This window comes from Sphingorhabdus sp. (assembly GCF_046154385.1).
Taxonomy (GTDB): domain Bacteria; phylum Pseudomonadota; class Alphaproteobacteria; order Sphingomonadales; family Sphingomonadaceae; genus Sphingorhabdus_B.
Genome location: NZ_JBJXFW010000006.1, coordinates 1 through 18,976 on the forward strand (window position 1 = coordinate 1; position 18,976 = coordinate 18,976).

Annotated in this window: 21 protein-coding genes; 11 read left to right on the forward strand and 10 right to left on the reverse strand. The window is 57.3% G+C overall.

What is annotated here, in order from left to right; all coding sequences use genetic code 11:
• Positions 1-64: 64 nt before the first annotated feature.
• Both plsX and rpmF read right to left on the reverse strand, forming a co-directional pair.
• Positions 65-1,084: a phosphate acyltransferase PlsX gene (gene plsX, locus ACKVOS_RS00780; protein WP_409210221.1), complete on the reverse strand. Its 1,020-nt coding sequence runs from the start codon at positions 1,082-1,084 to the stop codon at positions 65-67.
• A gap of 31 nt (positions 1,085-1,115) precedes the next feature.
• Entirely contained in the window at positions 1,116-1,292 is a 177-nt protein-coding gene (gene rpmF, locus ACKVOS_RS00785; protein ID WP_409210118.1) for a 50S ribosomal protein L32, read from the reverse strand.
• A gap of 196 nt (positions 1,293-1,488) precedes the next feature.
• Between rpmF and ACKVOS_RS00790 the strand changes: the two genes are divergently transcribed.
• Positions 1,489-1,887 carry an MAPEG family protein gene (locus ACKVOS_RS00790; RefSeq protein WP_409210119.1) on the forward strand — a complete coding sequence of 133 codons (399 nt, stop codon included), beginning with the start codon at positions 1,489-1,491 and terminating at the stop codon, positions 1,885-1,887.
• A gap of 19 nt (positions 1,888-1,906) precedes the next feature.
• Here the strand turns inward: ACKVOS_RS00790 and ACKVOS_RS00795 are convergent, their stop codons facing one another.
• Positions 1,907-2,593 (reverse strand): MBL fold metallo-hydrolase, encoded by a 687-nt coding sequence (locus tag ACKVOS_RS00795; protein WP_409210120.1) that lies wholly within the window; start codon positions 2,591-2,593, stop codon positions 1,907-1,909.
• Positions 2,594-2,663: 70 nt separating this feature from the next.
• Positions 2,664-3,302: a helix-turn-helix transcriptional regulator gene (locus ACKVOS_RS00800; protein ID WP_409210121.1), complete on the reverse strand. Its 639-nt coding sequence runs from the start codon at positions 3,300-3,302 to the stop codon at positions 2,664-2,666.
• Positions 3,303-3,422: 120 nt separating this feature from the next.
• Here ACKVOS_RS00800 and ACKVOS_RS00805 point away from each other — a divergent pair, with 120 nt between their 5' ends.
• Both ACKVOS_RS00805 and ACKVOS_RS00810 read left to right on the forward strand, forming a co-directional pair.
• A complete protein-coding gene (locus ACKVOS_RS00805) occupies positions 3,423-3,629 on the forward strand; it encodes a hypothetical protein (protein WP_409210122.1) in 207 nt (68 codons plus the stop codon).
• Positions 3,626-3,907, forward strand: a complete 282-nt coding sequence (locus tag ACKVOS_RS00810) for a hypothetical protein (protein ID WP_409210123.1) — start codon at positions 3,626-3,628, stop codon at positions 3,905-3,907. Before ACKVOS_RS00805 ends, ACKVOS_RS00810 begins: the two co-directional genes overlap by 4 nt.
• A gap of 239 nt (positions 3,908-4,146) precedes the next feature.
• Here the strand turns inward: ACKVOS_RS00810 and ACKVOS_RS00815 are convergent, their stop codons facing one another.
• A complete protein-coding gene (locus ACKVOS_RS00815) occupies positions 4,147-5,073 on the reverse strand; it encodes a hypothetical protein (RefSeq protein ID WP_409210124.1) in 927 nt (308 codons plus the stop codon).
• Between the two features lie 29 nt (positions 5,074-5,102).
• On the reverse strand, positions 5,103-6,326 hold the full coding sequence (locus ACKVOS_RS00820; RefSeq protein ID WP_409210125.1) for a TIGR04063 family PEP-CTERM/XrtA system glycosyltransferase: 1,224 nt from the start codon (positions 6,324-6,326) through the stop codon (positions 5,103-5,105).
• A gap of 101 nt (positions 6,327-6,427) precedes the next feature.
• Between ACKVOS_RS00820 and ACKVOS_RS00825 the strand changes: the two genes are divergently transcribed.
• The 6 genes from ACKVOS_RS00825 (at position 6,428) to ACKVOS_RS00850 (ending at position 13,858) form a co-directional block, all read left to right on the forward strand.
• A complete protein-coding gene (locus ACKVOS_RS00825; RefSeq protein ID WP_409210126.1) occupies positions 6,428-6,598 on the forward strand; it encodes a hypothetical protein in 171 nt (56 codons plus the stop codon).
• Positions 6,591-7,967: a putative O-glycosylation ligase, exosortase A system-associated gene (locus tag ACKVOS_RS00830; RefSeq protein WP_409210127.1), complete on the forward strand. Its 1,377-nt coding sequence runs from the start codon at positions 6,591-6,593 to the stop codon at positions 7,965-7,967. The genes ACKVOS_RS00825 and ACKVOS_RS00830 overlap by 8 nt, the downstream gene beginning before the upstream one ends.
• A gap of 166 nt (positions 7,968-8,133) precedes the next feature.
• The gene (locus tag ACKVOS_RS00835; protein WP_409210128.1) at positions 8,134-9,309 is read left to right on the forward strand and encodes a mechanosensitive ion channel family protein; all 1,176 of its coding nucleotides are present in this window, start codon (positions 8,134-8,136) and stop codon (positions 9,307-9,309) included.
• Positions 9,310-9,551: 242 nt separating this feature from the next.
• A complete protein-coding gene (locus tag ACKVOS_RS00840; protein ID WP_409210129.1) occupies positions 9,552-10,010 on the forward strand; it encodes a MaoC family dehydratase in 459 nt (152 codons plus the stop codon).
• Between the two features lie 24 nt (positions 10,011-10,034).
• On the forward strand, positions 10,035-11,213 hold the full coding sequence (locus ACKVOS_RS00845; RefSeq protein WP_409210130.1) for an acetyl-CoA C-acyltransferase: 1,179 nt from the start codon (positions 10,035-10,037) through the stop codon (positions 11,211-11,213).
• 509 nt (positions 11,214-11,722) lie between these two features.
• Positions 11,723-13,858, forward strand: coding sequence for a prolyl oligopeptidase family serine peptidase (locus ACKVOS_RS00850; RefSeq protein ID WP_409210131.1), 2,136 nt, complete (start codon positions 11,723-11,725; stop codon positions 13,856-13,858).
• 75 nt (positions 13,859-13,933) lie between these two features.
• Here ACKVOS_RS00850 and ACKVOS_RS00855 read toward each other — a convergent pair whose 3' ends face one another.
• Positions 13,934-15,265, reverse strand: coding sequence for a DUF1963 domain-containing protein (locus tag ACKVOS_RS00855; RefSeq protein WP_409210132.1), 1,332 nt, complete (start codon positions 15,263-15,265; stop codon positions 13,934-13,936).
• Positions 15,266-15,505: 240 nt separating this feature from the next.
• Here ACKVOS_RS00855 and ACKVOS_RS00860 point away from each other — a divergent pair, with 240 nt between their 5' ends.
• Together ACKVOS_RS00860 and ACKVOS_RS00865 are read left to right on the forward strand one after the other, a co-directional pair.
• Positions 15,506-15,856 (forward strand): hypothetical protein, encoded by a 351-nt coding sequence (locus ACKVOS_RS00860; protein WP_409210133.1) that lies wholly within the window; start codon positions 15,506-15,508, stop codon positions 15,854-15,856.
• A gap of 772 nt (positions 15,857-16,628) precedes the next feature.
• A complete protein-coding gene (locus tag ACKVOS_RS00865) occupies positions 16,629-16,988 on the forward strand; it encodes a hypothetical protein (protein WP_409210134.1) in 360 nt (119 codons plus the stop codon).
• Between the two features lie 275 nt (positions 16,989-17,263).
• On the opposite strand, the gene ACKVOS_RS00870 is transcribed toward ACKVOS_RS00865, so the two are convergent.
• From ACKVOS_RS00870 to ACKVOS_RS00880, 3 genes are all read right to left on the reverse strand, one after another.
• Positions 17,264-17,566 carry a HigA family addiction module antitoxin gene (locus tag ACKVOS_RS00870; RefSeq protein ID WP_409210135.1) on the reverse strand — a complete coding sequence of 101 codons (303 nt, stop codon included), beginning with the start codon at positions 17,564-17,566 and terminating at the stop codon, positions 17,264-17,266.
• On the reverse strand, positions 17,556-17,846 hold the full coding sequence (locus ACKVOS_RS00875; protein ID WP_409210136.1) for a type II toxin-antitoxin system RelE/ParE family toxin: 291 nt from the start codon (positions 17,844-17,846) through the stop codon (positions 17,556-17,558). Before ACKVOS_RS00875 ends, ACKVOS_RS00870 begins: the two co-directional genes overlap by 11 nt.
• A gap of 369 nt (positions 17,847-18,215) precedes the next feature.
• The gene (locus ACKVOS_RS00880) at positions 18,216-18,947 is read right to left on the reverse strand and encodes a YgfZ/GcvT domain-containing protein (protein WP_409210137.1); all 732 of its coding nucleotides are present in this window, start codon (positions 18,945-18,947) and stop codon (positions 18,216-18,218) included.
• Positions 18,948-18,976: the final 29 nt, after the last annotated feature.

Here is an 18,976-nt window from a genome sequence, read left to right on the forward strand (position 1 = left end):
GAAACGCGGTTTCGGGGAAGGGCGGAACCGGTGCCCTTGATGACGGCGCGAAGAGCGGTGGACGTCATCCTATCTGCACCCGCGCCAGATCCTGCGCGATGCGCGCGGTGATGTCTTCTTCGACCAGCCGCGCGGCGACCTGGACTGCATTTGCAACACCGTTACTTGTTGCGCTGCCGTGGCTTTTGACGACGACCCCGTTCAACCCCATGAAAACCGCGCCATTATGGTTGTTGGGGTCGAGATGGTGACGCAGCAATTCGGTCGCGGGACGCGATACCAGAAAGCCGAATTTGGACCGCAGCGAGCTGGTAAAGGCGCGGCGCAGCAAATCCGTGACGAATCGGGCAGACCCCTCAATCGCCTTTAACGCGATGTTGCCTGTAAATCCGTCGCATACGACGACATCGCATTCGCCGCGGTTGATCTTGTCAGCCTCGATAAAGCCTTGGAAATCCATGTGCAGACCGCTGGCGTCGCGCAGATATTGCGCTGCATCGCGCAGTTCGTCAGTGCCCTTCATTTCTTCGGTGCCGATATTCAGCAACCGTACCTTGGGCTGTTCAAAGCCGAAGATGATCCGCGAATAGGCGGCACCCATGACCGCAAACTGGGCCAGATTTCGCGCATCACATTCGGTGTTGGCGCCCAGATCGAGCACGACAACGTCGGTATCTTTCAAGGTCGGCAACAGGGCGGCGAGCGCGGGGCGGTCAATTCCGGGCATTGTCCGCAAGGCCAATTTCGCCATGCCCATCAACGCGCCGGTGTTACCTGCGCTCACCGCGGCGCTGGCATGGCCTTCTTTGACGGCGTTAATGGCAAGGCCCATCGAGCTGGTCTTCGCCTTGCGGATGGCCTGGCTAACCTTTTCATCGCCGGTGACGATATCATCGGCATGCAGGATTTCCGACGCCGCACGCAGATTGGGATGCTTGTCGAGAGCAGTCTTGATCCGGGGTTCATCCCCGACCAGCAGAAATTCGAAACTGTCGTGCCGATGCCGCGCCAGGGCCGCACCTGCCAACATTACCGGAATGCCTTCGTCGCCGCCCATCGCGTCTATTGCGATACGCGGTTTCATCGACACCAGCATTTCTCCTTAACGAGAAGGATTAGGCGACCGCCATCACTTCGCGGCCGTTATAATGGCCACATGCGTCACACATATGATGCGGGCGTTTCAATTCGCCGCAATTTGCACATTCCTGATAGGCAGCAACTTTAAGCGAATCGTGGCTACGACGCATGCCGCGCTTTGAAGGTGAAGTTTTTCTTTTGGGGACAGCCATCTCGGCACCTGTTCCATTTCAAATCAATAAGTTCTGAGCCATGATAGGTCAAAAGGCTGGTCGAAGCAAGCAATCGCCAGAATCAGCCTTAGTTCACCGCACATGTCCGTGTGAGCGGCGCGATATACCGCTTTTTCTGCGCTTTGCAAGCCGAGAGATAGCAGTTAAGCGGATACACCAAATAGGGAGAGTATATATGTTGAGTTTACCCGTAACACTGACCATCGCAGCCGGCGCCGCGCTCGTAAACCTTTGGCTCATGATCCGCTGTGGTCAGGCCCGCACCAAAGAAAGTGTTTCGGTGGGCGATGGCGGCAATGAATTTGTCATCCGGCGGATGCGCGCGCACGCGAATTTCGTCGAAAGCGCGCCCTTTGTCCTGATCCTGCTCGCGGCACTGGAAGCGACGGCGGGCACCAGCAACTGGCTATGGGGTGTCGGTATCCTGTATATCGTCGGGCGTCTGGCGCATGGCCTTGGCATGGACGGTGGCGCAATGGGCAAGGGACGGATGGTCGGAACGCTGATCACCATGCTGACCCTGCTCGGCCTTGCCGGCTGGGCCCTGTGGGCGGTCTACGCGACCGTCCTCTAAATTAGGGTCAGGGCCTAAATCAGCGCGCGGCCAATATGTCGTCGGCGACGAACATATTGGTCTTGCGTTCATAGCCGAACTGGCTGGTCGCGCCATGCCCCGGAATGAAGGTTACATCATCGCCCAAAGGCCATAGCTTCTGGGTGATGGCGTTGATGAGGTCGGCATGGTTGCCACGCGGGAAATCGGTGCGGCCGATCGAGCCCTGGAACAATACATCGCCCACAATCGCAAGACGGCTGGGCGCGTGGTAGAATATCACATGGCCGGGCGTGTGACCGGGGCAATGGATAACATCCAGCGTCAGATTGCCAACGGTGACGGTGTCGCCATCCTCAAGCCACCGGTCGGGCTCGAACGTGTGCGCCTCCATCCCCCAGCGCGGTCCGTCTTCATCCAGCTGGGCGATCCAGAAACGGTCTTCCTCCTGCGGCCCTTCGATCGGGAGACCCAGTTCCTTGGCCAGCATTCCGGTCTGTCCGCAATGGTCCAAATGCCCGTGTGTCACCAATAGCTTTTCCAGTTCCACGCCGGTTTGCGCCACCGCCGCCTTCAACTTGTCGAGATCGCCGCCCGGGTCGACCAGAGCGGCCTTGTTGGTTTCAGTACACCAGAACAAAGTGCAATTTTGCTGCAGCGGCGTGACCGGAATGATCACGGCTTTCAACGGGGGTTGTTTGCTACCAGAGGATGTTACGTTTGCCATGATGCCCTATGTGGCGAAGCGGTGCACCGCTTGCAACCTTTTACCAGACTGGCCTTTACCAGACTGGCCGTCATAGCCGTCGTCCGGCCCATACCACCCTTCCCACGATGGAGACTGACGCACCGGCGATGTCGGGCCAGTCCGGATAGGACGGATTGTCGGACAATATGGACAACCGGCCCGCCGGGCCCTTTGCCAGCCGCTTGACCATCAACACATCATCCAGCCGGATAACATAAATGCCATCGCGAAACCCTGCGGCCGCCGCGCTGCGGTCGACCATGATATCATCGCCATGGCTGAGCGTTGGGGCCATCGAATCGCCGTCGACGCGAATGAGCGAGAGGTTCGCAGGCTCCAACCCCTGCTTGCGTAACCATTTTTCGTCGAAGCCGATTTTTCCGGCCAGCGTTTCGGCATCGTTCAACGCCCCCGGCCCCGCCGATGCACCCACGGCAAGTTTGGGAATCAACCGCATCTCGGGTTTTGACGCCGCCGACGCGACACCGCCCAACAGCCGTTCGTCCACCCCGAAATAGCGCGCCAATATGCCACGTTCGATTTCCGGCAGGCGCTTGGGCGTCCCCCGCTTGATATATTGCTGAATATAGGCCGCATTTCGTCCGACCAATTTAGAAAGACCCGCATAATCGTCACCGCTTTGAACGATTAGCCGATCCAGAAATGCACGCGGGTCGTCATCCACCATTTTTGCTCCAAACCGGAAGGAAATTTCCTAGACTTGTAGGATTTCTCCTATCACATTTGTTCTTTATTTGTTCTATTTGATTCGGGCAAGAAAAACCCGGTCGCACTCGGAGGAGAAGTCATGCACATAAACCGACTGGTTGAACGCTTTCTGCGTGAAAAGAACCTGCCCCCCACCAAATTTGGCCGGTTGGCGGCGCATGACCCGAGGCTTGTACTCGATATGCGCATGGGCCGGGAAGTTAGGCCCGAAATGGAGTTAAAATTGCGCCGGTATATCGCAGCCTATTCTTCCGACGCGCAAACCGGCAGGAACAACGCTGCATGAACTGCCGGACAAATCTGCCAAGACTGCTGCGCGAACTGCAGCGGGCTATACCGCATGGACAATGGCACGTGAAGCAGGAGCGGCCTTGGTTCAGCCTGACCTTTTCCGGGGTGCAGTTAACCCTTGGTTACACATCGGCCCATGTGCGCGGGGCGCAAGAAGTTGCGGCGATATTGGAGGCGCATGAATTCAGCCTGCCCGGCCAGATCGTGGCCGACATCGCGGTCGAGCGTGCTGATGGGGGATTGGTGGTCGTGTTGTTGGTTCTGGAAGGATAGGGTGGGATATTTTTCGTCAGAAGGAAGAAGGGAATAAGGAAGAAGGGGGGTGCCCAACCCCGTCACCCTGGAGCCGAAGGCGTGCTGTGCACAATTTGTTTCACCTTCGATGAAGATCTCGATGTGAAAAATGCGAAGGCGAAGCCTTCATTCAAATCAGGGTTCAGATTAAAGACCTCCGGAACCGAACGGCAGCAACCCCCTTCTTCCTTATTCCCTTATTCCTTCTGACGAATCCCTTAACGCGACGTCCCGTTCATGCGGTTCAGGGTTGCAAGGGCGGCGGCAAGGGCGGAATCCATGTCATCATCCTTGGCCACGACATCAGGTACAATCTCCAGCGACGGACGGCCATCGCGGGTCGGTTCGAACGTCACATCGGCCTCCGCTATCTCCTCGACGCCTTCGATATCATCGTGCACGGGCTGCGCGACCGCGCGCGATGCGAGTTGCGCGGCGACGGTTTCCAGTTCGGTGAGCTGCTTTTGACGTTCAGCAACGGCCGCCTCCAGTTGGGCAACCATTTCGGCCAATGTAGGCTCGATTTCAGGTTTTACGGTCTCAAGCGGCGGGATAGCCGGATCGGCAGGAACGGGCGCCACTTCGGCAGTGTGCGGATCATCCCCTGCATCCAGAGCCATGTCTGTTGCGATTTCGGCCAAATCGATGACCGGCAAATCCTGATTGGCGAATAAGGGGCGGCGCGGCGGGGCGTCGGGATGGGTATCCCCGTTCCGCAAAATGGGCAGGTCCGAAAGCTCGGTTATATCGCCTTCATCGTGAACCCATGGCATTTTTGGCATCGACAGGCTGGGCATTTTCAAACGCGCCAAGCGCGATGCGCTGTTCGCGGCCTCCGGTTCGCTGGCCCAATCGGGGGCGGATTCCGCAAGCGCAAAACGGTTTCCAGATGATGTACCAAAGGCAAGAAGGGTATAGGCCAGCACCGCGAGCGTAAGCGCGCTTGTACCAAATGCGATAATCGCGCGGGCGGTGTCGCCCAACGGTGCGCGCGCGGCAGGAATCAGTTCCGACAGACCCGAAGATCCGGCTGCGTTTTCCAACAATCCAACGGGAACAAACATGATCGTAACAGCCACGATGATCGCCCCGGCCATCGCCAGCATCATGGCTCTCATCTGGCTATTGGAGACTGTTTTGGTCATGTATTCATCCTGTTAAGTCACCCGCACATTTACGCAGCGCGAACATTTGCCTTATCCCCTATCAGCAAATGGTAAACAGGATCGTAACGATAAATATTCTTCTGCCAACTGCGTTCTTCGTCCACGAACTGGCGAGCGGTCGCCCTGATACTATCCCAATTGGCGCGATTTTCGAAAAGCCCGTCGATCGAAAGGGCCAGATCGGGTGCATTATCGGCAGCAAATAATGTGCCGGTCCGGTTATGCTGGATCAGTTCTTTATGCCCCCCTACATCCGAAGCCGCAACCAGACGCCCCTGCGCCATCGCTTCCAGCGGTTTGAGCGGCGTTACCAGATCGGTCAGGCGCATCCGTTTGCGTGGATAGGCCAGAATGTCGACCAGACTGTAATATTGCTCCACCTCTTCATGCGACACGCGACCGACGAAATGAATCCGGTCGGCGCAGGGCGACGCCAGCGATTGCGCGCGCAACGCCTGCTCCATCGGTCCGCCGCCGACCAACAGCAAATGCGCGTCATTTTTCATCAGCGGGATCGCGGCGATCAGGTCATCCAGACCTTCATAATCGTAAAAGCTGCCAATATAGCCAATCACATCCTTGCCCGTCAGGCCAAGCTGCGCGGCGAGCGCAGCGTCGGCCGGCGGCGGCGATCCGAACAGTTCAAGGTCGACGCCATTGGGCGAGATGGTGATTTTCTCCTGTGCCACTCCGCGGCTGACGAGATCGGTCTTCAACCCTTCGCAAATGACCGCAACCGCATCGGATTGACTTATCACATAATTTTCAAGCGCCCGGGTCAGCCGATATTTTGCCGATCCTTCGGTTCCGGTGCCATTACCAACGGCAGCATCTTCCCAAAATGCACGAATCTCATAGAGCATCGGCAGGCCCAAATGGCGTGCGGCGCGGACCGCCGCCAGCCCGTTCAGCGCCGGGGAATGGGCGTGCAAAAGGTCAAACGGCCATCTGGTATGAAGGGCAATGATGGATTGCGCCAACACCGCAATTTCCCGCCACTCGCGAAGCGGCGATGGCCCCGAAACTGCATCTAAAGTGCGGTGGAAATGGAGGCCCTCAACGGTTTCATCCAGACTATCGGCTATTTGGCCATGCTGATATTGGCGCACGCCGGTAATTCCGGCGACATCCCACCCGGCAGCGGCCTGCGCCTTCATGATGGCGCGGGTGCGAAATGTGTATCCGCTGTGCAGCGGAAGGCTGTGATCAAGAACATGAAGAATGCGCGACATGGGCCAAATCCCTGCCAGAAAAGGATTAACGTCGCGTCAACCCGGCGCGGATATAGGCAAGTTATGACAGGCGCATATCGGCCAAAAGGGGCGCATTCCCGGTGATCGACAATTTTTCGATATTGCTGAGTCACGCCCTGCTCGCTTTTGCGCTGTGGCATCTCATGAACCGGCCCGACCTCGACGTCGAGGACCCGCCGGAACCAGACGAAGCGCCGACGGGATTCGCAAAGCCCCGGCGTCCTGTGCCCAGGGGAACGCCCGATGCGTGACCTGATCTTTGTCGGTTATATCGCGCTCATCATGCTGATGGCGTTCAAGCGGCCGTTCCTGTTCACGCTGGTCTATGCCTATGTCGACATCGTGTCGCCGCAACGGCTCAGCTATTTCCTGCTGAACTCGATACCGCTGTCGCTGATCCTCTTTGCGCTCGCCTTTGCAGGCTTTGTGCTGGGCGATGATAAAAAGGATGTGCGGGTTTCGCCGCGCTGGTTCCTGCTGATCCTGCTGCTCGGCTATTGCGGCTATACAACGTCCGTCGCGGTGGAGCCTGTGGCCGCGCTCGACAAATGGAACTGGGTCTGGAAAGCGCTCGTCTTTGCCGCCTTCCTGCCCCTCACATTGCGCACGAAGCTGCGGATGGAGGCGACCATATTGACGATGGTGCTGTGCGCCTCCGCCCTAATCGTGACCGGCGGTATCAAGACCGCAACGGGCGGCGGGGGCTATGGCTCGCTCGTCATCCTGATCGACGACAATAGCGGCCTGTTCGAAGGCAGCATCGTGTCCTGCGTTGCGATCACCATCATCCCGCTCATCCTCTGGCTTGCCAAGCACGGGACGATATTCAAACCCGACTGGAAAGTGCGCGTCTATGCCGCTTGTCTGATCTTCGCCTGCCTGCTGATCCCTGTCGGCACGCAAGCGCGCACCGGCATTGTGTGCATTGCCGTGCTCGGCATCTTACTGTTGCGCTATGTCCGGCACCGGATGCTGTATCTGGGCGCAGTCGCGCTTATGGGGCTGGCGGCGGTGCCGTTCCTGCCGTCGAGTTTCACGACGCGGGCCGACACCATCAAGAATTACAAAGCCGACGAATCCGCCTCCACCCGCCTCGCCGTCTGGGCGTGGACGTGGGAATATGTGAAGGAACACCCGCTAGGCGGCGGCTTTGACGTCTATCGGCAGAACCGCATCCGCTACGATATGGAGCAGAAAAGCAACCCTGCCCAACCGGCGGACTATGATGCGCCCGCGGTGCGCGAGATCGTCGACGAGGGCCGCGCCTTCCATTCCAGCTATTTCGAGATGCTCGGCGAACAGGGCTTTCCGGGCCTGCTGATGTGGCTCATCATCCACCTTGGCGGCGTGTGGCGGATGGAAGTCATCAGCCGCCTCTACCGCAAACGCAACCGCCCCGACGAAGCCTGGGTCGCCCCGCTCGCCACGGCCCTGCAGAACAGCCAGATCGTCTATCTGGTGGGCTCGCTCTTTGTGGGAATCGCGTTCCAGACCTTTTTCTACATGCTGATCGCGTTGCAGATCAGTTTCGACACCTACCTCGCCCGCCGCCGGAGCGAGGCAGCATGGCGGCCTTTAAGGACGTTGGGGACAGTCCCTAAAGGGACATTGCAAACTTAAGACGTTGGGGACAGTCCCTAAAGGGACAGTCCCCTTATAACGCGACGACCGGGGACTGTCCCCTTGGGGACTGTCCCCTTGGGGACTGTCCCCTTAAGCAGCGCCACGGGAACAAAGCCCGACGAGGCGCATTGTGTGCGGCGACGAACCTCCTTAAAGCCGAAGCATGACCAAACCGACGCCGACACCCTCCCCCCGCATCGACGCGCAATCCGTGATCCTCCGCCTCGAATCCTATTGGACCTCGCTCGTCAACTGGGTTCAGGGCAATGCCGTCGAACTCCTATTCGCCATCGTGGCCGCCATATGTGTGTTCCTGCTGCTCAGCTGGCTCAAGCGCGTTGCGGCCAAAATCGCTCGTGAAAGCGAACATCGCGCCGAACTGAAATCGATTATCGCACGCACGCTGGCAAGAACGAGCAAATTTTTCCGGATCATGGTGGCGGTCGAGGTGGTGAACCGCTCCGCAGGTGCACCGGAAATGCTTACCCATATGGTCGATATTCTGTTCACCATCGCGGTCACCATCCAGATCGCGGTGTGGCTGCGCGAGATCATACTCGGCCTGATCGAACGGCGGGTGAACGAAGGCCAGCATGAGCGCGATACGCTGGCGAGTGCGATGGTGCTGATCCGCCTGTCGGTCAGCTTCGCGCTGTTTGCCATCGCCGCCATCGTCATCCTCGACAATCTGGGCGTGAACGTCACGGGCCTGATTGCAGGTCTTGGCGTCGGCGGTATCGCCATCGGCCTTGCCGCACAGGGCATTTTTTCCGACCTGTTCGCGGCCATCTCGATCATCTTCGACAAGCCTTTCCGCCGGGGCGACACGGTCACCTATGACACGACCACCGCGCGGGTCGAAAAGATCGGCATGAAGAGCACCCGCCTGCGCGCGTTGACGGGTGAAGAGAAGATCATTGCCAACAGCAAACTGCTGGAAAAGGAAATCACCAACAACACGCTGACTGTTTATCGCCGCGTCGTCTTCCCGATCAACCTCGTCTACCAGACCCCGCCCGCCGTGGCCGCAGGGGTGCCGGATTTGCTCAAGGAAATTGTCGAGGCCCATGGCTCGGAATTCATCCGCGCAGGCTTTTCGACCTTCGGCCCCAGCTCGCTTGATTTCCAGCTGGTGTTCGATGTGAACAGCGATGATGTCGAGGAAATGTTCAAGGCACGGCACGCCATCGGCATTGCCATTGTCAAACGCTTCGCGCGCGACGGCATCGAATTTGCCTACCCCACCCAGACGACTTTTACGGCTGCCCCGGACGGCACGCTGGTTATGCCTTATGCTCCGGCAGCGGCTGCTGCGCCCAAGGCGCGGGCGAAGGCGTGACGGGCGGAAAAGGGGACAGTCCCTGAAGGGACAGTCCCCAACGTTGTGCTTTTCGGGGACTGTCCCCTTAGGGACTGTCCCCATCAACCGACATATTTTCCGAGAATCACCCCACCCCCATCCGCCATCCCTCGACCCGCCATCGCCACAGCCAAGCATGCCGTAGCGGCAAAAGCGCAGGGGTTGTAATACGCCGGCAATCGGGCCACGATAGGGCAAAATTGACTTTAGGAGGAATGCCCATGACCACCATAACCCCCGCCGAACTCGCCACCAAAGTGGGCGAACAAATCGGTACATCCGAATGGATCCTGGTCGACCAGGACATGATCAACAAATTCGCTGATGCCACCGGCGACCACCAGTTCATCCACATTAACGAGGAAATGGCCAAAATGACCCCCTTTGGCGGGACCATTGCCCATGGCTTTTTGACGCTGTCGCTTTTCCCCGTCATGTCCGCAAAGTCGGACAGCCCGCGGATCGAAGGCGTGAAAATGGGCGTCAACTATGGCGGCAACAAAACCCGTTTCCTCGCACCTGTCCGCTCCGGCAAGCGGGTGCGCGGCCATTTCAAGCTGCTTGAGCTTGTCGAAAAGCGTCCCGGCCAATGGCAGCAGACGCTTGAATTCACCGTCGAGATTGAAGGCGAGGACAAGCCCGCCCTTCAGGCCGAATGGATCAGCCAGTTTTTCGTATAATCTCTAAAACAAGGAACCACCCCCATGCGTGATGCAGTAATTGTTTCGACCGCCCGTACCGCCATCGGTAAAGCCTATCGCGGCGGATTTAACGCCACATCCGGCCCGACGCTGGGCAGTTATTCATTGGCAGCCGCCGTCGAGCGCGCCGGTATTGAAGGCGGCGAAATCGACGACGTCCTCTGGGGCTCCGCGCTGCAGCAGGGCACGCAGGCGGGTAACCTCGCGCGTCAGGTCGTTCTGCGCGCCGGCCTGCCGATCACGGTATCGGGCATGACCATGGACCGCCAATGCTCGTCGGGCCTGATGTCGATCGCCACTGCCGCCAAGCAGATCATCGTCGACAATGTCGACATCATGGCCGCCGGTGGCCAGGAATCGATCAGCCTCGTGCAGACCAAGGAAATGCGCGTTGCCCCCGACCGCGACCTGATCGCGATGCACCAGAATGTCTATATGCCGATGCTGCAAACCGCCGAAGTAGTTGCCAAGCGCTATAATATCAGCCGCGACGCGATGGACGAATATGCCCTCCAGTCGCAGCAGCGCACCGCCGCGGCGCAGGCTGCCGGTTATTTCGACGCCGAAATCGTGCCCGTCACCACCACCATGAATGTGACCAACAAGGAAACCGGCGAAGTCAGCCAGAAGGAAGTCACCATCGCCAAGGACGAAGGCAACCGCGCCGACACCCAGCTGGCCGGTCTTCAGGCGCTCCAGCCGGTGCTTGGCCCCGACATGACCATCACCGCCGGTAACGCCAGCCAATTGTCCGACGGATCATCGGCCAGCGTGCTGATGGAAGCCAAGGTTGCCGAAAAGAAGGGCCTCAATCCGCTGGGCCGCTATGTCGGCATGGCCGTCGCCGGAACCGAGCCCGACGAAATGGGCATCGGCCCTGTCTTCGCCATTCCGAAACTGCTGCAGCGTTTTGGTCTGAAGATGGACGATATCGGCATCTGGGAACTGAACGAAGCCTTCGCCGTGCAAGTGCTCTATTGCCGCGACAAGCTGGGCATTCCGGGTGAACTGCTGAACGTCAATGGCGGCTCGATCTCCATCGGCCACCCTTATGGCATGACCGGCGCACGCTGCACCGGCCACGCCCTGATCGAAGGCAAGCGCCGCGGTGCCAAATATGGCGTCGTCACCATGTGCGTCGGCGGCGGCATGGGCGCAGCCGGACTGTTCGAGATATTCTAAAGCGACATGGGAGACGGGCCTGCATGGGCCTGTCTCCCTGACGCCGACTTAGATCCCCTGGACTCCGTCACCCCCTCTCTTCCCGACACCCTTGAGCCGAAGGCGTTTTAGAGCGGGTGTTGAAACTCCGCTTGGTGTCCCGAAAGAAACAGAATATTTCACGCAAAGACGCGAAGGTTTGTAAGAGGGTGGTCGAAAATATCAAAGTCACTCAACCCAAATCGCGCGTGACATATTTGAGGGGCATCCGCCCTCTTGTAAATCTTCGCGCCTTTGCGTGAAACTATCCTCGGTTAAGACCAAGACCAATGCCTCCATCACCCTCCCCCAGCCCCTCCCGCACGCGGGAGGGGAGTAAAGCGCGCCAACTCACCCGCTCCATCAACACAAACCCGTCACCCTGGAGCCGAAGAGGGAGAGGAAATTGTTCCATACAATGAAACTATTGGCCTTGGCCGAGCGGGGCACTAAGCGTAGCGAAAGAATTTTGCGGGTTGAGGAATGAATATATGCGTAAAGCACTTTGGTTGGGGGTTGCGTTGATGGTGATGACGGGGCCGCAGGGCGCATTTGCCGATGATGCGGGTGGTTTGACCTATCCGCAGACGAAGACCGTTGATGTTGTCGACACCGCCTTTGGCATCAAGATCCCCGATCCCTATCGCTGGCTGGAGGATGATGTCCGCGTCAATCCCGCCGTCGCCGATTGGGTGAAGGCGCAGAACAAGGTGACCGACGCCTATCTCGACACGCTGCCGGGCAAAGAAGTGCTCGCCGCGCGGATGAAGACGCTGTTCGATTATGAACGTTTTGGCCTGCCTGAAAAAGCGGGCGGGCATTATTTCTTCACGAAGAATGACGGGCTGCAGAACCAGTCGGTGCTGTATGTGCGCAAGGGGCTGACCGGCAAGAACCGTATCCTGATCGATCCCAACAGTTGGGCAAACGACGGCGCGACCGCGCTCGATAGTTGGGTGCCGTCGAAAAATGGCAAGCTGCTCGCCTATTCAATTCAGGATGGCGGTTCCGACTGGCGCACGATCAAGGTGCTCGACACCGCGACGGGCAATATCCTGACCGACGAGATCAAATGGGCGAAGTTCACCAACATCAGTTGGGTCGGCAATGACGGCTTCCTCTATTCGCGCTTTGCCGAGCCGAAGGAAGGCGCCGCTTTCCAGCAGCTCAATTACAACCAGACCGTCTATTACCACAAGATCGGCACCCCCCAGTCGGAAGACAAGGCGATCTATGCGACCCCCGACAAGCCCGAATATGGCCACAGCGCGCAGGTCACGCATGACGGCAAATGGGCGCTGATCACCACGTCGCAGGGGACGGACGAGAAATATGAGCTGCACATCATGCCGCTCGGCAAGAAACCGTCGTGGAAAGCGACACCGCTGGTCAAAGGGCTGGAGCATGAATGGCAATTGGTCGAGGGCATGGGCAATAAGCTCTGGTTCATCACCAACAAGGATGCGCCGCGGCTAAAGGTTGTGTCGGTCGATGTCGCGGGCAAGGCGCCGGTCTTCGCCGACATCGTCCCCGAACGCACCGAAACGCTGACCCGTGCGCAGATTGTGGGCGAGCGGTTGATCCTGTCCTTTATCAAGGACGCGAAATCGATGGCGATGATGACCAATTTGGCAGGCGGTCCGGCCACGGAAATCTCGCTGAACGCCATTGGCACGGCGAGCGGTTTTTCAGGTACGCCGGGTGACCCTGAAACCTTCTACGGCTTTTCAAGCTTCAACCAGCCGGGCGCGGTCTACCGCTTCGACAGCCGCACGGGCCAGTCGACGTCCTTTGCCGAGCCGAAACTGAGCTTCAATCCGGCGGACTTTGCAATCGAGCAGGTCTTCTACCCGTCAAAGGACGGCACGAATATCCCGATGTTCATCGTCCACAAAAAGGGCCTCGACCTCAGCAAAGGCGCGCCGACATTGCTCTATGGCTATGGCGGGTTCAACATTTCGCAGACCCCGACCTATTCGGCGACGCGCATGGCGTGGATCCAGTCGGGCGGCGTCTTCGCGCTCGCCAATCTGCGCGGGGGCGGCGAATATGGAAAGCCGTGGCATGATGCGGGCCGCCTGATGAACAAGCAGAATGTGTTCGACGATTTTGCGGCGGCGGGCGAATATCTGGTGGCCAAGGGCTACACCGCCAAGGGCAAGCTTGCCATTGAAGGCCGCTCCAACGGCGGTCTGCTGGTCGGCGCGTCGCTGAACCAGCGGCCGGACCTTTTTGCCGCGGGCCATGCCGCCGTTGGTGTGATGGACATGACCCGTTTCGACCGCTTCACCGCGGGCCGCTATTGGGTCGACGATTATGGCAGCCCTGCGAAAGAGGCCGATCTGAAGATGCAGCTGACCTATTCGCCCTATCACAACATCACATCGGGCGTCGATTATCCGGCGGTTATTGTCTCCACCGCCGACACCGACGACCGCGTGGTGCCGGGGCACAGCTTCAAATATACCGCCGCGCTGCAGGCGGCAAAGACCGGATCGCGGCCCAAGATCATCCGCATCGAAAGCCGCGCGGGCCATGGTTCGGGCAAGCCGACGGACAAGCTGATTGAGGAATATTCCGACATCTACGCCTTCCTCGCCAAATGGACGGGGCTGGAGCTGAAGTGACAGTCACAATCTACAGAACCCGTCACCTGGGAGCCGAAGTCGTGTAGCGCACAACTTGGTTCACCGTTCGAGTGTTTAGTGACCAACGACATCAGCTTCGACTTGACTGAAATCAAGCTTAGCAAGCGCGTCCGGCATGATGAAGAACGTTGCGTTTCCAACATCGCCAAACATCCAGCCCAGCGCCGCATCGCTGGCGAGGTTCAGAAGGCATATGTCCGGTTCATCGGGATGTAGCGGGCTTTGTGCCGATGGCGCATGGCCAAGCATTTGGGCGTATTGCAAGCCCCACGCGGAATTTCCGGAGAGATAAGGTTCCATTGCACCGTAAACAATCGGTGTGATCTTGGCAGACAAGTCCGGATCGCCCGCCCATGATCGAATATTCAACCGCGCAGCGTGAAAAACACACTCGGCATAGGGTGTCGGCGATGGCGGTCCCTTCCGGGGCTTATGCAATCGCATCAACCAAATGCGAAATGCGGCCTTGTCTGCCGCATTTACTTCAGTCATCCCATTGGATGCCTGTGCTTTTCGAAGCCAATTTCTCGCACTTAAAAGGTGCTTTTCATCATAGGTGCCGTGGGTCGGACGGTCCCCGAAACTTCCAATGAACGTTCGCACTGCATATTCAATTTGGATCCAGAAATGGGGAAAGGCATCTGGACCCGCATCAGCATGGTCAAATATGCGTTGCGCGGCTTCACGTTCGCCTGCAAGCGGGTTCCATTCCAGAATTGGCTTGCCGGTGGCCCGAACGAAAGCATCGTTTCGCAATTCCTCATGGCGGTCGGTGTAGGCGACATAGCGCTTTTGTTCGTCCTGCCAGCTTTCGGCTTGCGGCTTTCGTTCGAGCAATTGCTTCAGCAAGTGTCGCCAGTCGAACGAAGCGGTTTCAGGTGGTCCGTCTTCGAATAACGTGTCCGGCCAGCTATCTATTGGTAGCGGCTGGATCGGCCACTCGACATGAACATTTGGCCCCACTTCGTCAGCTAATAACAGATTCCTCCAAGCATAAGCCTTGTAATACTCACCTCCGATCGGCGGAAGATCGGGCGGCGGAGATTGGTGAACCGTTGATGCCGTCGCCTCTTTGGAATATATGACCGACGCCGATTTAGGCGTGTCAGCCCAAAGCTGTTCCTCGTCATCACGACCAAAGAAAAACAATACGCCCTTATCAGGCAATTGGGACGATATTTTAATGTCGGAACAATCGATTTGAGCCAAAAAGTGCAATGCTGTTCCATGTGCATCGCGCGGCCAAGCTATGTCTGCTGGCAAACGAGGTAAGCCGCCAAATTTTGAGTTCGTCGACGTCTTCAAAAGCGGCGGATAAGGCCGATACAGCAAAATTGCGTCGCGCCGATAGCGCGCAAACAGCGGGTCGAAATCATACTCGGGCATACGTCATGATAGCGTAATCTGAATGCTACTGTCGATGATCTAGATTTTGGTTTGACACCGAGTAAATTTTGTCCGCGCACCAAAACATTCCTGCCATTCAGGCAATAGTTTCCCGTCATCGTTTTCTGCCGTTTGTTCATAGTGTGAACGGAGGGCAGCTTTCCAGTGATATGCGATAAAAGCTGCCTGTCAGGACACGACAACATTGCGGTCGAAAGCGGCGGTGTTATGCTAGTAGGCATGAAGATATTTCGACCATTCGGCGACACTAACAAAGGGTTGCTCTTGATTGGGATTTCGGGAGGTGTAAGTTTTGCGCTTCTTAGCGCACTCATGTTTGCTTTTCGCGCGCAATGCGAGCCACTCCTTCGTCTCATCTTGGAGCTACTTCCTCGTAAGAGAAGCTTCTACCAATACAATCCTGAAGGCTATTACATTTGGGCGGCATGTGCTGCTGGGATGTCCCTCATTTGGATAATGCTTATGGTCGTCGCAATCCTCAACAAGCCGCGGGTTGACCGCAGAATTGATAAAAATCTAAAGAGTAAAATAAATCAATCTGCACGAGGTGCGCCGCTCGAACCTCGCTAAATAATATTAAGCAGTAAGTTATGATAGAATGTCTGCTTTCCACAACATTGCGGACGTCGGAATAGAATTAGCTGATTTGAATGCGGACATAACCAAGTTCCTCGAAAAGACGTCTAACAGCTTGGGAATCAAGGTTCGAGTTTTGCGAGTTTGGAACTGTCACCACAATGGTTGGAATGCGAAACCAACGGGCGCGACCTTCCATAGTTCGAATTAGTTCGGCTACGAAATCAAAGGCCGCGTCATAGTTTTCGATGAGCTGTTCATCGGATGAAAATGGGATCGGGGCAGATTTTGCAACTGAAGCGCCCGTCCTACAGTTGGTGAGCGCAACATGGTCGCGTGATATTACAGCGGTGTAGCGACTAACGAACATCGGGCCAGCCTAAGTTATCAAATGTCTGTTTTCCACAACAAATCTGCCAACGCGGACTTACAGGACACGACAACAAAGCGGACATTGGTTCATTTTGCCACATCGTTGACCGTTAAATGAGAGCACTTTAATGGGTTTCCATGCAGAATGGTTACTCGTCCGATGAAATTGAGCGCGGTGAAGACAACCCGGGTTGCACTGTGCCGATTTGGGGCTGCCCACTCGCTACGGTGATTTGCTGCATCCTTATCTATGGTGCTTACCGTTTAGCCATATGGGTGGGTGTTGCCGCGTCTGTGGGTTTTTAAAAGATAGAAACGCCGAACAATAACCAAAAGCCGACAGTCAGCTCACGACAACATTGCGGGCATTCGCGTTTCAGTGCATTGCTGAGCTATGGCCAAGCCGGTTCACCTTTTCGAGTTCACTGAGTCCGCATTCGTTGTGGGTAGCGATGCGGTCGTCTGCATCGCGCCGCTTTCGAAGGTGCTTCCATTTATGACGCTTGCGGAGCTTGACGAGGCCTTCAGCGGATATGCTTCTTATCGGCAAGCGCCTTGGATGATGAGATATGTAGGAGTCTGGGGTCGCAAGAATTGCCAAAGGTTTCGTCGCTTTCTCCGAGAGCGCGGTGCAGAAGTTGCCCTGCAACAAGAGCGGCCAAACTACCTTCGCCTCACAAGTTGGGTAACCCATGGAAAGCGAAATAAAGTGCGTTTGCTTAACCAACTAAGCACTCAAGGTAACGTCCGCTAACCACAACATTCCAGACGTTACGGATACTTTTCGGACACCCTGAAACCGGACACTTGTCCCGGGTGACTGCCGTTCCAATCTCGGCGAACTCTGCGGCCTCTGCGTGAACCAGAAAAGCGGTGTTATCAAGTTCACGAAGAGTTCGTGAAGAAGGCGCAATCCCCCTCCCGCTTGCGGGAGGGGAGTGAGGTGCCTCAACTCCACTTCTCCACTCGTCCTCATGGTCGACGCCAAAAGGCTTCGTACCGCTCCGCAATGGCAGCTTCCCCGAACGATCATGCTGCCTTCGCAAGCTTTTCCACTTTAATCTCTGCCTCATGTTCGCGGGCGCGGGCGATTTCATAGGTGGTTTGCATATGCAGCAGGGTATCGGCCTTCACACCAAATGCCTTTTCAAAGCGGATGGACATGTCCGCCGACAGATTGGCATTGCCGTTTAGCAAATTGCTCAATGCCTGGCGCGATACACCAAAATGGGCGGCAAGGGCCGTGACATTGATGCCCGCAGGCTCGACAATCTCGGTCTTCAACCAGTCGCCGACATGCACGGCCAAAAGCGGATGCATTTTAAGTGCCATGATGGTCCTCCAAATCCATATCCACCAACGCGCCATCGGCATTCATCGAAAACGTAAGCCGCCAGTTGCGTGTTACTGTCATTGACCATTGGCCTTTCCGGTCGCCGGTCAATTCATGCAGCCCGTAATTTGGCGGTATCCGTAATTCGTCTAGAGACTCCACCGCATCTATATAGGTCAACATTTTTCGAAGTCGCCCGACATCACCCACCAAGCCTTTTGCATTTCCCGTTTCGAAAAAGCGGCGCAGACCTTTATGCGTGATGCTCTCAATCTCCACTTTGCAATATTAGACAGAAATGCTTGCATTGTCAAGTGTCGCGTTACGCTTTACGCGTCGACTCGCCCTCCCCCGGCCCCTCCCGCAAGCGGGAGGGGCCGGGGTTTTTTCGCTAGAAGGAAGAAGGCCAAAAGGAAGAAGGCCTTTGCGCGGCCAATGCGGCGTTGCTCTTCAATCGAAAGTATCGTCACCCTGGAACGTAGTCACCGAAGGTGAAACAAGTTCAGGGTGACGGAGTTTTATGGCTCAACATGCGTTTGAGTAAGAGCGCCGAGCTAGATTAAGAGCCCCCACGCCTTTTTCCTTTTTGCCTTCTTCCTTCTAGCGAAAAAAATTTCTAGCGAAAAAAATCCCACACCCAGAATTCATTCACTCCCCATCCCCCAAAGCACCCCGCTGCCACTCCGGCAATTCAAGCCCCGCCATATCCTCCACCCGCCGCAACTCGACCGAGAACCCTAGCTCCGGATAGGCCACGCGCTGCCTTTTGGGGTCGGCGACTGCCAGCGGGACGACCACCAGGCGGCGGTTGACCTTTTGCCGCCAGTTCATGCGCGCCGTATTTTCCTGCCCGACATAGCATCCTTTGGAAAAGGACACGCCGCCCAGTTCCGCCGCGTTTGTTTCGAGCCAGAGCGTCTGGTCGCTGCCGAGTTCGGCCACGCCTTCTGCAATGCCCAGCGCCAGCCGGTGGCGGCGGAAGGCTTCGCTTGCGTCCGTGTCGTCGGCGCCGATGGGCGCGATCCAGCGCCGCCCTAGCGCGGGGTGGCGCGGGTCGCCTGTGCCTTCGGGTGACCAAAAGACGCCGAATGCGTCATCCACAGCAATCGCGATCTTGCGGCGCAGGCGGTAGATCGACAGCCGCCGTGCCAGTGCCTCGGCCTGCGCGGCCTCGCAATCGATCAAGATATCCGCGCCTCCGTCCCAGATGATGAAATCGAACAGGGCCTTGCCCTGCGGCGTGAGCAGGCCGGACCATGCGGGCAGGGCGCCTTTGCTGTCCTGCGTTACCAGGCCTTGCAGAAATCCGCGCACATCTTCGCCTTCCTCGGTGGGGGAGAGGCGGAGGACAAAGCGATCGAACAGGCGGGGGTTGGACATGGGTGACAGATAGGGTCCGCTTCGCCTAA

Coding starts and splice junctions, on each gene's coding strand:
- ACKVOS_RS00840 (WP_409210129.1), top strand. CDS start 9,552: ATGACCACCATAACCCCCGCCGAACTCGCCACCAAAGTGGGCGAACAA.
- ACKVOS_RS00815 (WP_409210124.1), bottom strand. CDS start 5,073: ATGACCAAAACAGTCTCCAATAGCCAGATGAGAGCCATGATGCTGGCG.
- ACKVOS_RS00865 (WP_409210134.1), top strand. CDS start 16,629: ATGGCCAAGCCGGTTCACCTTTTCGAGTTCACTGAGTCCGCATTCGTT.
- ACKVOS_RS00820 (WP_409210125.1), bottom strand. CDS start 6,326: ATGTCGCGCATTCTTCATGTTCTTGATCACAGCCTTCCGCTGCACAGC.
- plsX (WP_409210221.1), bottom strand. CDS start 1,084: ATGAAACCGCGTATCGCAATAGACGCGATGGGCGGCGACGAAGGCATT.
- rpmF (WP_409210118.1), bottom strand. CDS start 1,292: ATGGCTGTCCCCAAAAGAAAAACTTCACCTTCAAAGCGCGGCATGCGT.
- ACKVOS_RS00860 (WP_409210133.1), top strand. CDS start 15,506: ATGAAGATATTTCGACCATTCGGCGACACTAACAAAGGGTTGCTCTTG.
- ACKVOS_RS00855 (WP_409210132.1), bottom strand. CDS start 15,265: ATGCCCGAGTATGATTTCGACCCGCTGTTTGCGCGCTATCGGCGCGAC.
- ACKVOS_RS00810 (WP_409210123.1), top strand. CDS start 3,626: ATGAACTGCCGGACAAATCTGCCAAGACTGCTGCGCGAACTGCAGCGG.
- ACKVOS_RS00850 (WP_409210131.1), top strand. CDS start 11,723: ATGCGTAAAGCACTTTGGTTGGGGGTTGCGTTGATGGTGATGACGGGG.
- ACKVOS_RS00800 (WP_409210121.1), bottom strand. CDS start 3,302: ATGGTGGATGACGACCCGCGTGCATTTCTGGATCGGCTAATCGTTCAA.
- ACKVOS_RS00870 (WP_409210135.1), bottom strand. CDS start 17,566: ATGGCACTTAAAATGCATCCGCTTTTGGCCGTGCATGTCGGCGACTGG.
- ACKVOS_RS00805 (WP_409210122.1), top strand. CDS start 3,423: ATGCACATAAACCGACTGGTTGAACGCTTTCTGCGTGAAAAGAACCTG.
- ACKVOS_RS00830 (WP_409210127.1), top strand. CDS start 6,591: ATGCGTGACCTGATCTTTGTCGGTTATATCGCGCTCATCATGCTGATG.
- ACKVOS_RS00835 (WP_409210128.1), top strand. CDS start 8,134: ATGACCAAACCGACGCCGACACCCTCCCCCCGCATCGACGCGCAATCC.
- ACKVOS_RS00795 (WP_409210120.1), bottom strand. CDS start 2,593: ATGGCAAACGTAACATCCTCTGGTAGCAAACAACCCCCGTTGAAAGCC.
- ACKVOS_RS00880 (WP_409210137.1), bottom strand. CDS start 18,947: ATGTCCAACCCCCGCCTGTTCGATCGCTTTGTCCTCCGCCTCTCCCCC.
- ACKVOS_RS00845 (WP_409210130.1), top strand. CDS start 10,035: ATGCGTGATGCAGTAATTGTTTCGACCGCCCGTACCGCCATCGGTAAA.
- ACKVOS_RS00790 (WP_409210119.1), top strand. CDS start 1,489: ATGTTGAGTTTACCCGTAACACTGACCATCGCAGCCGGCGCCGCGCTC.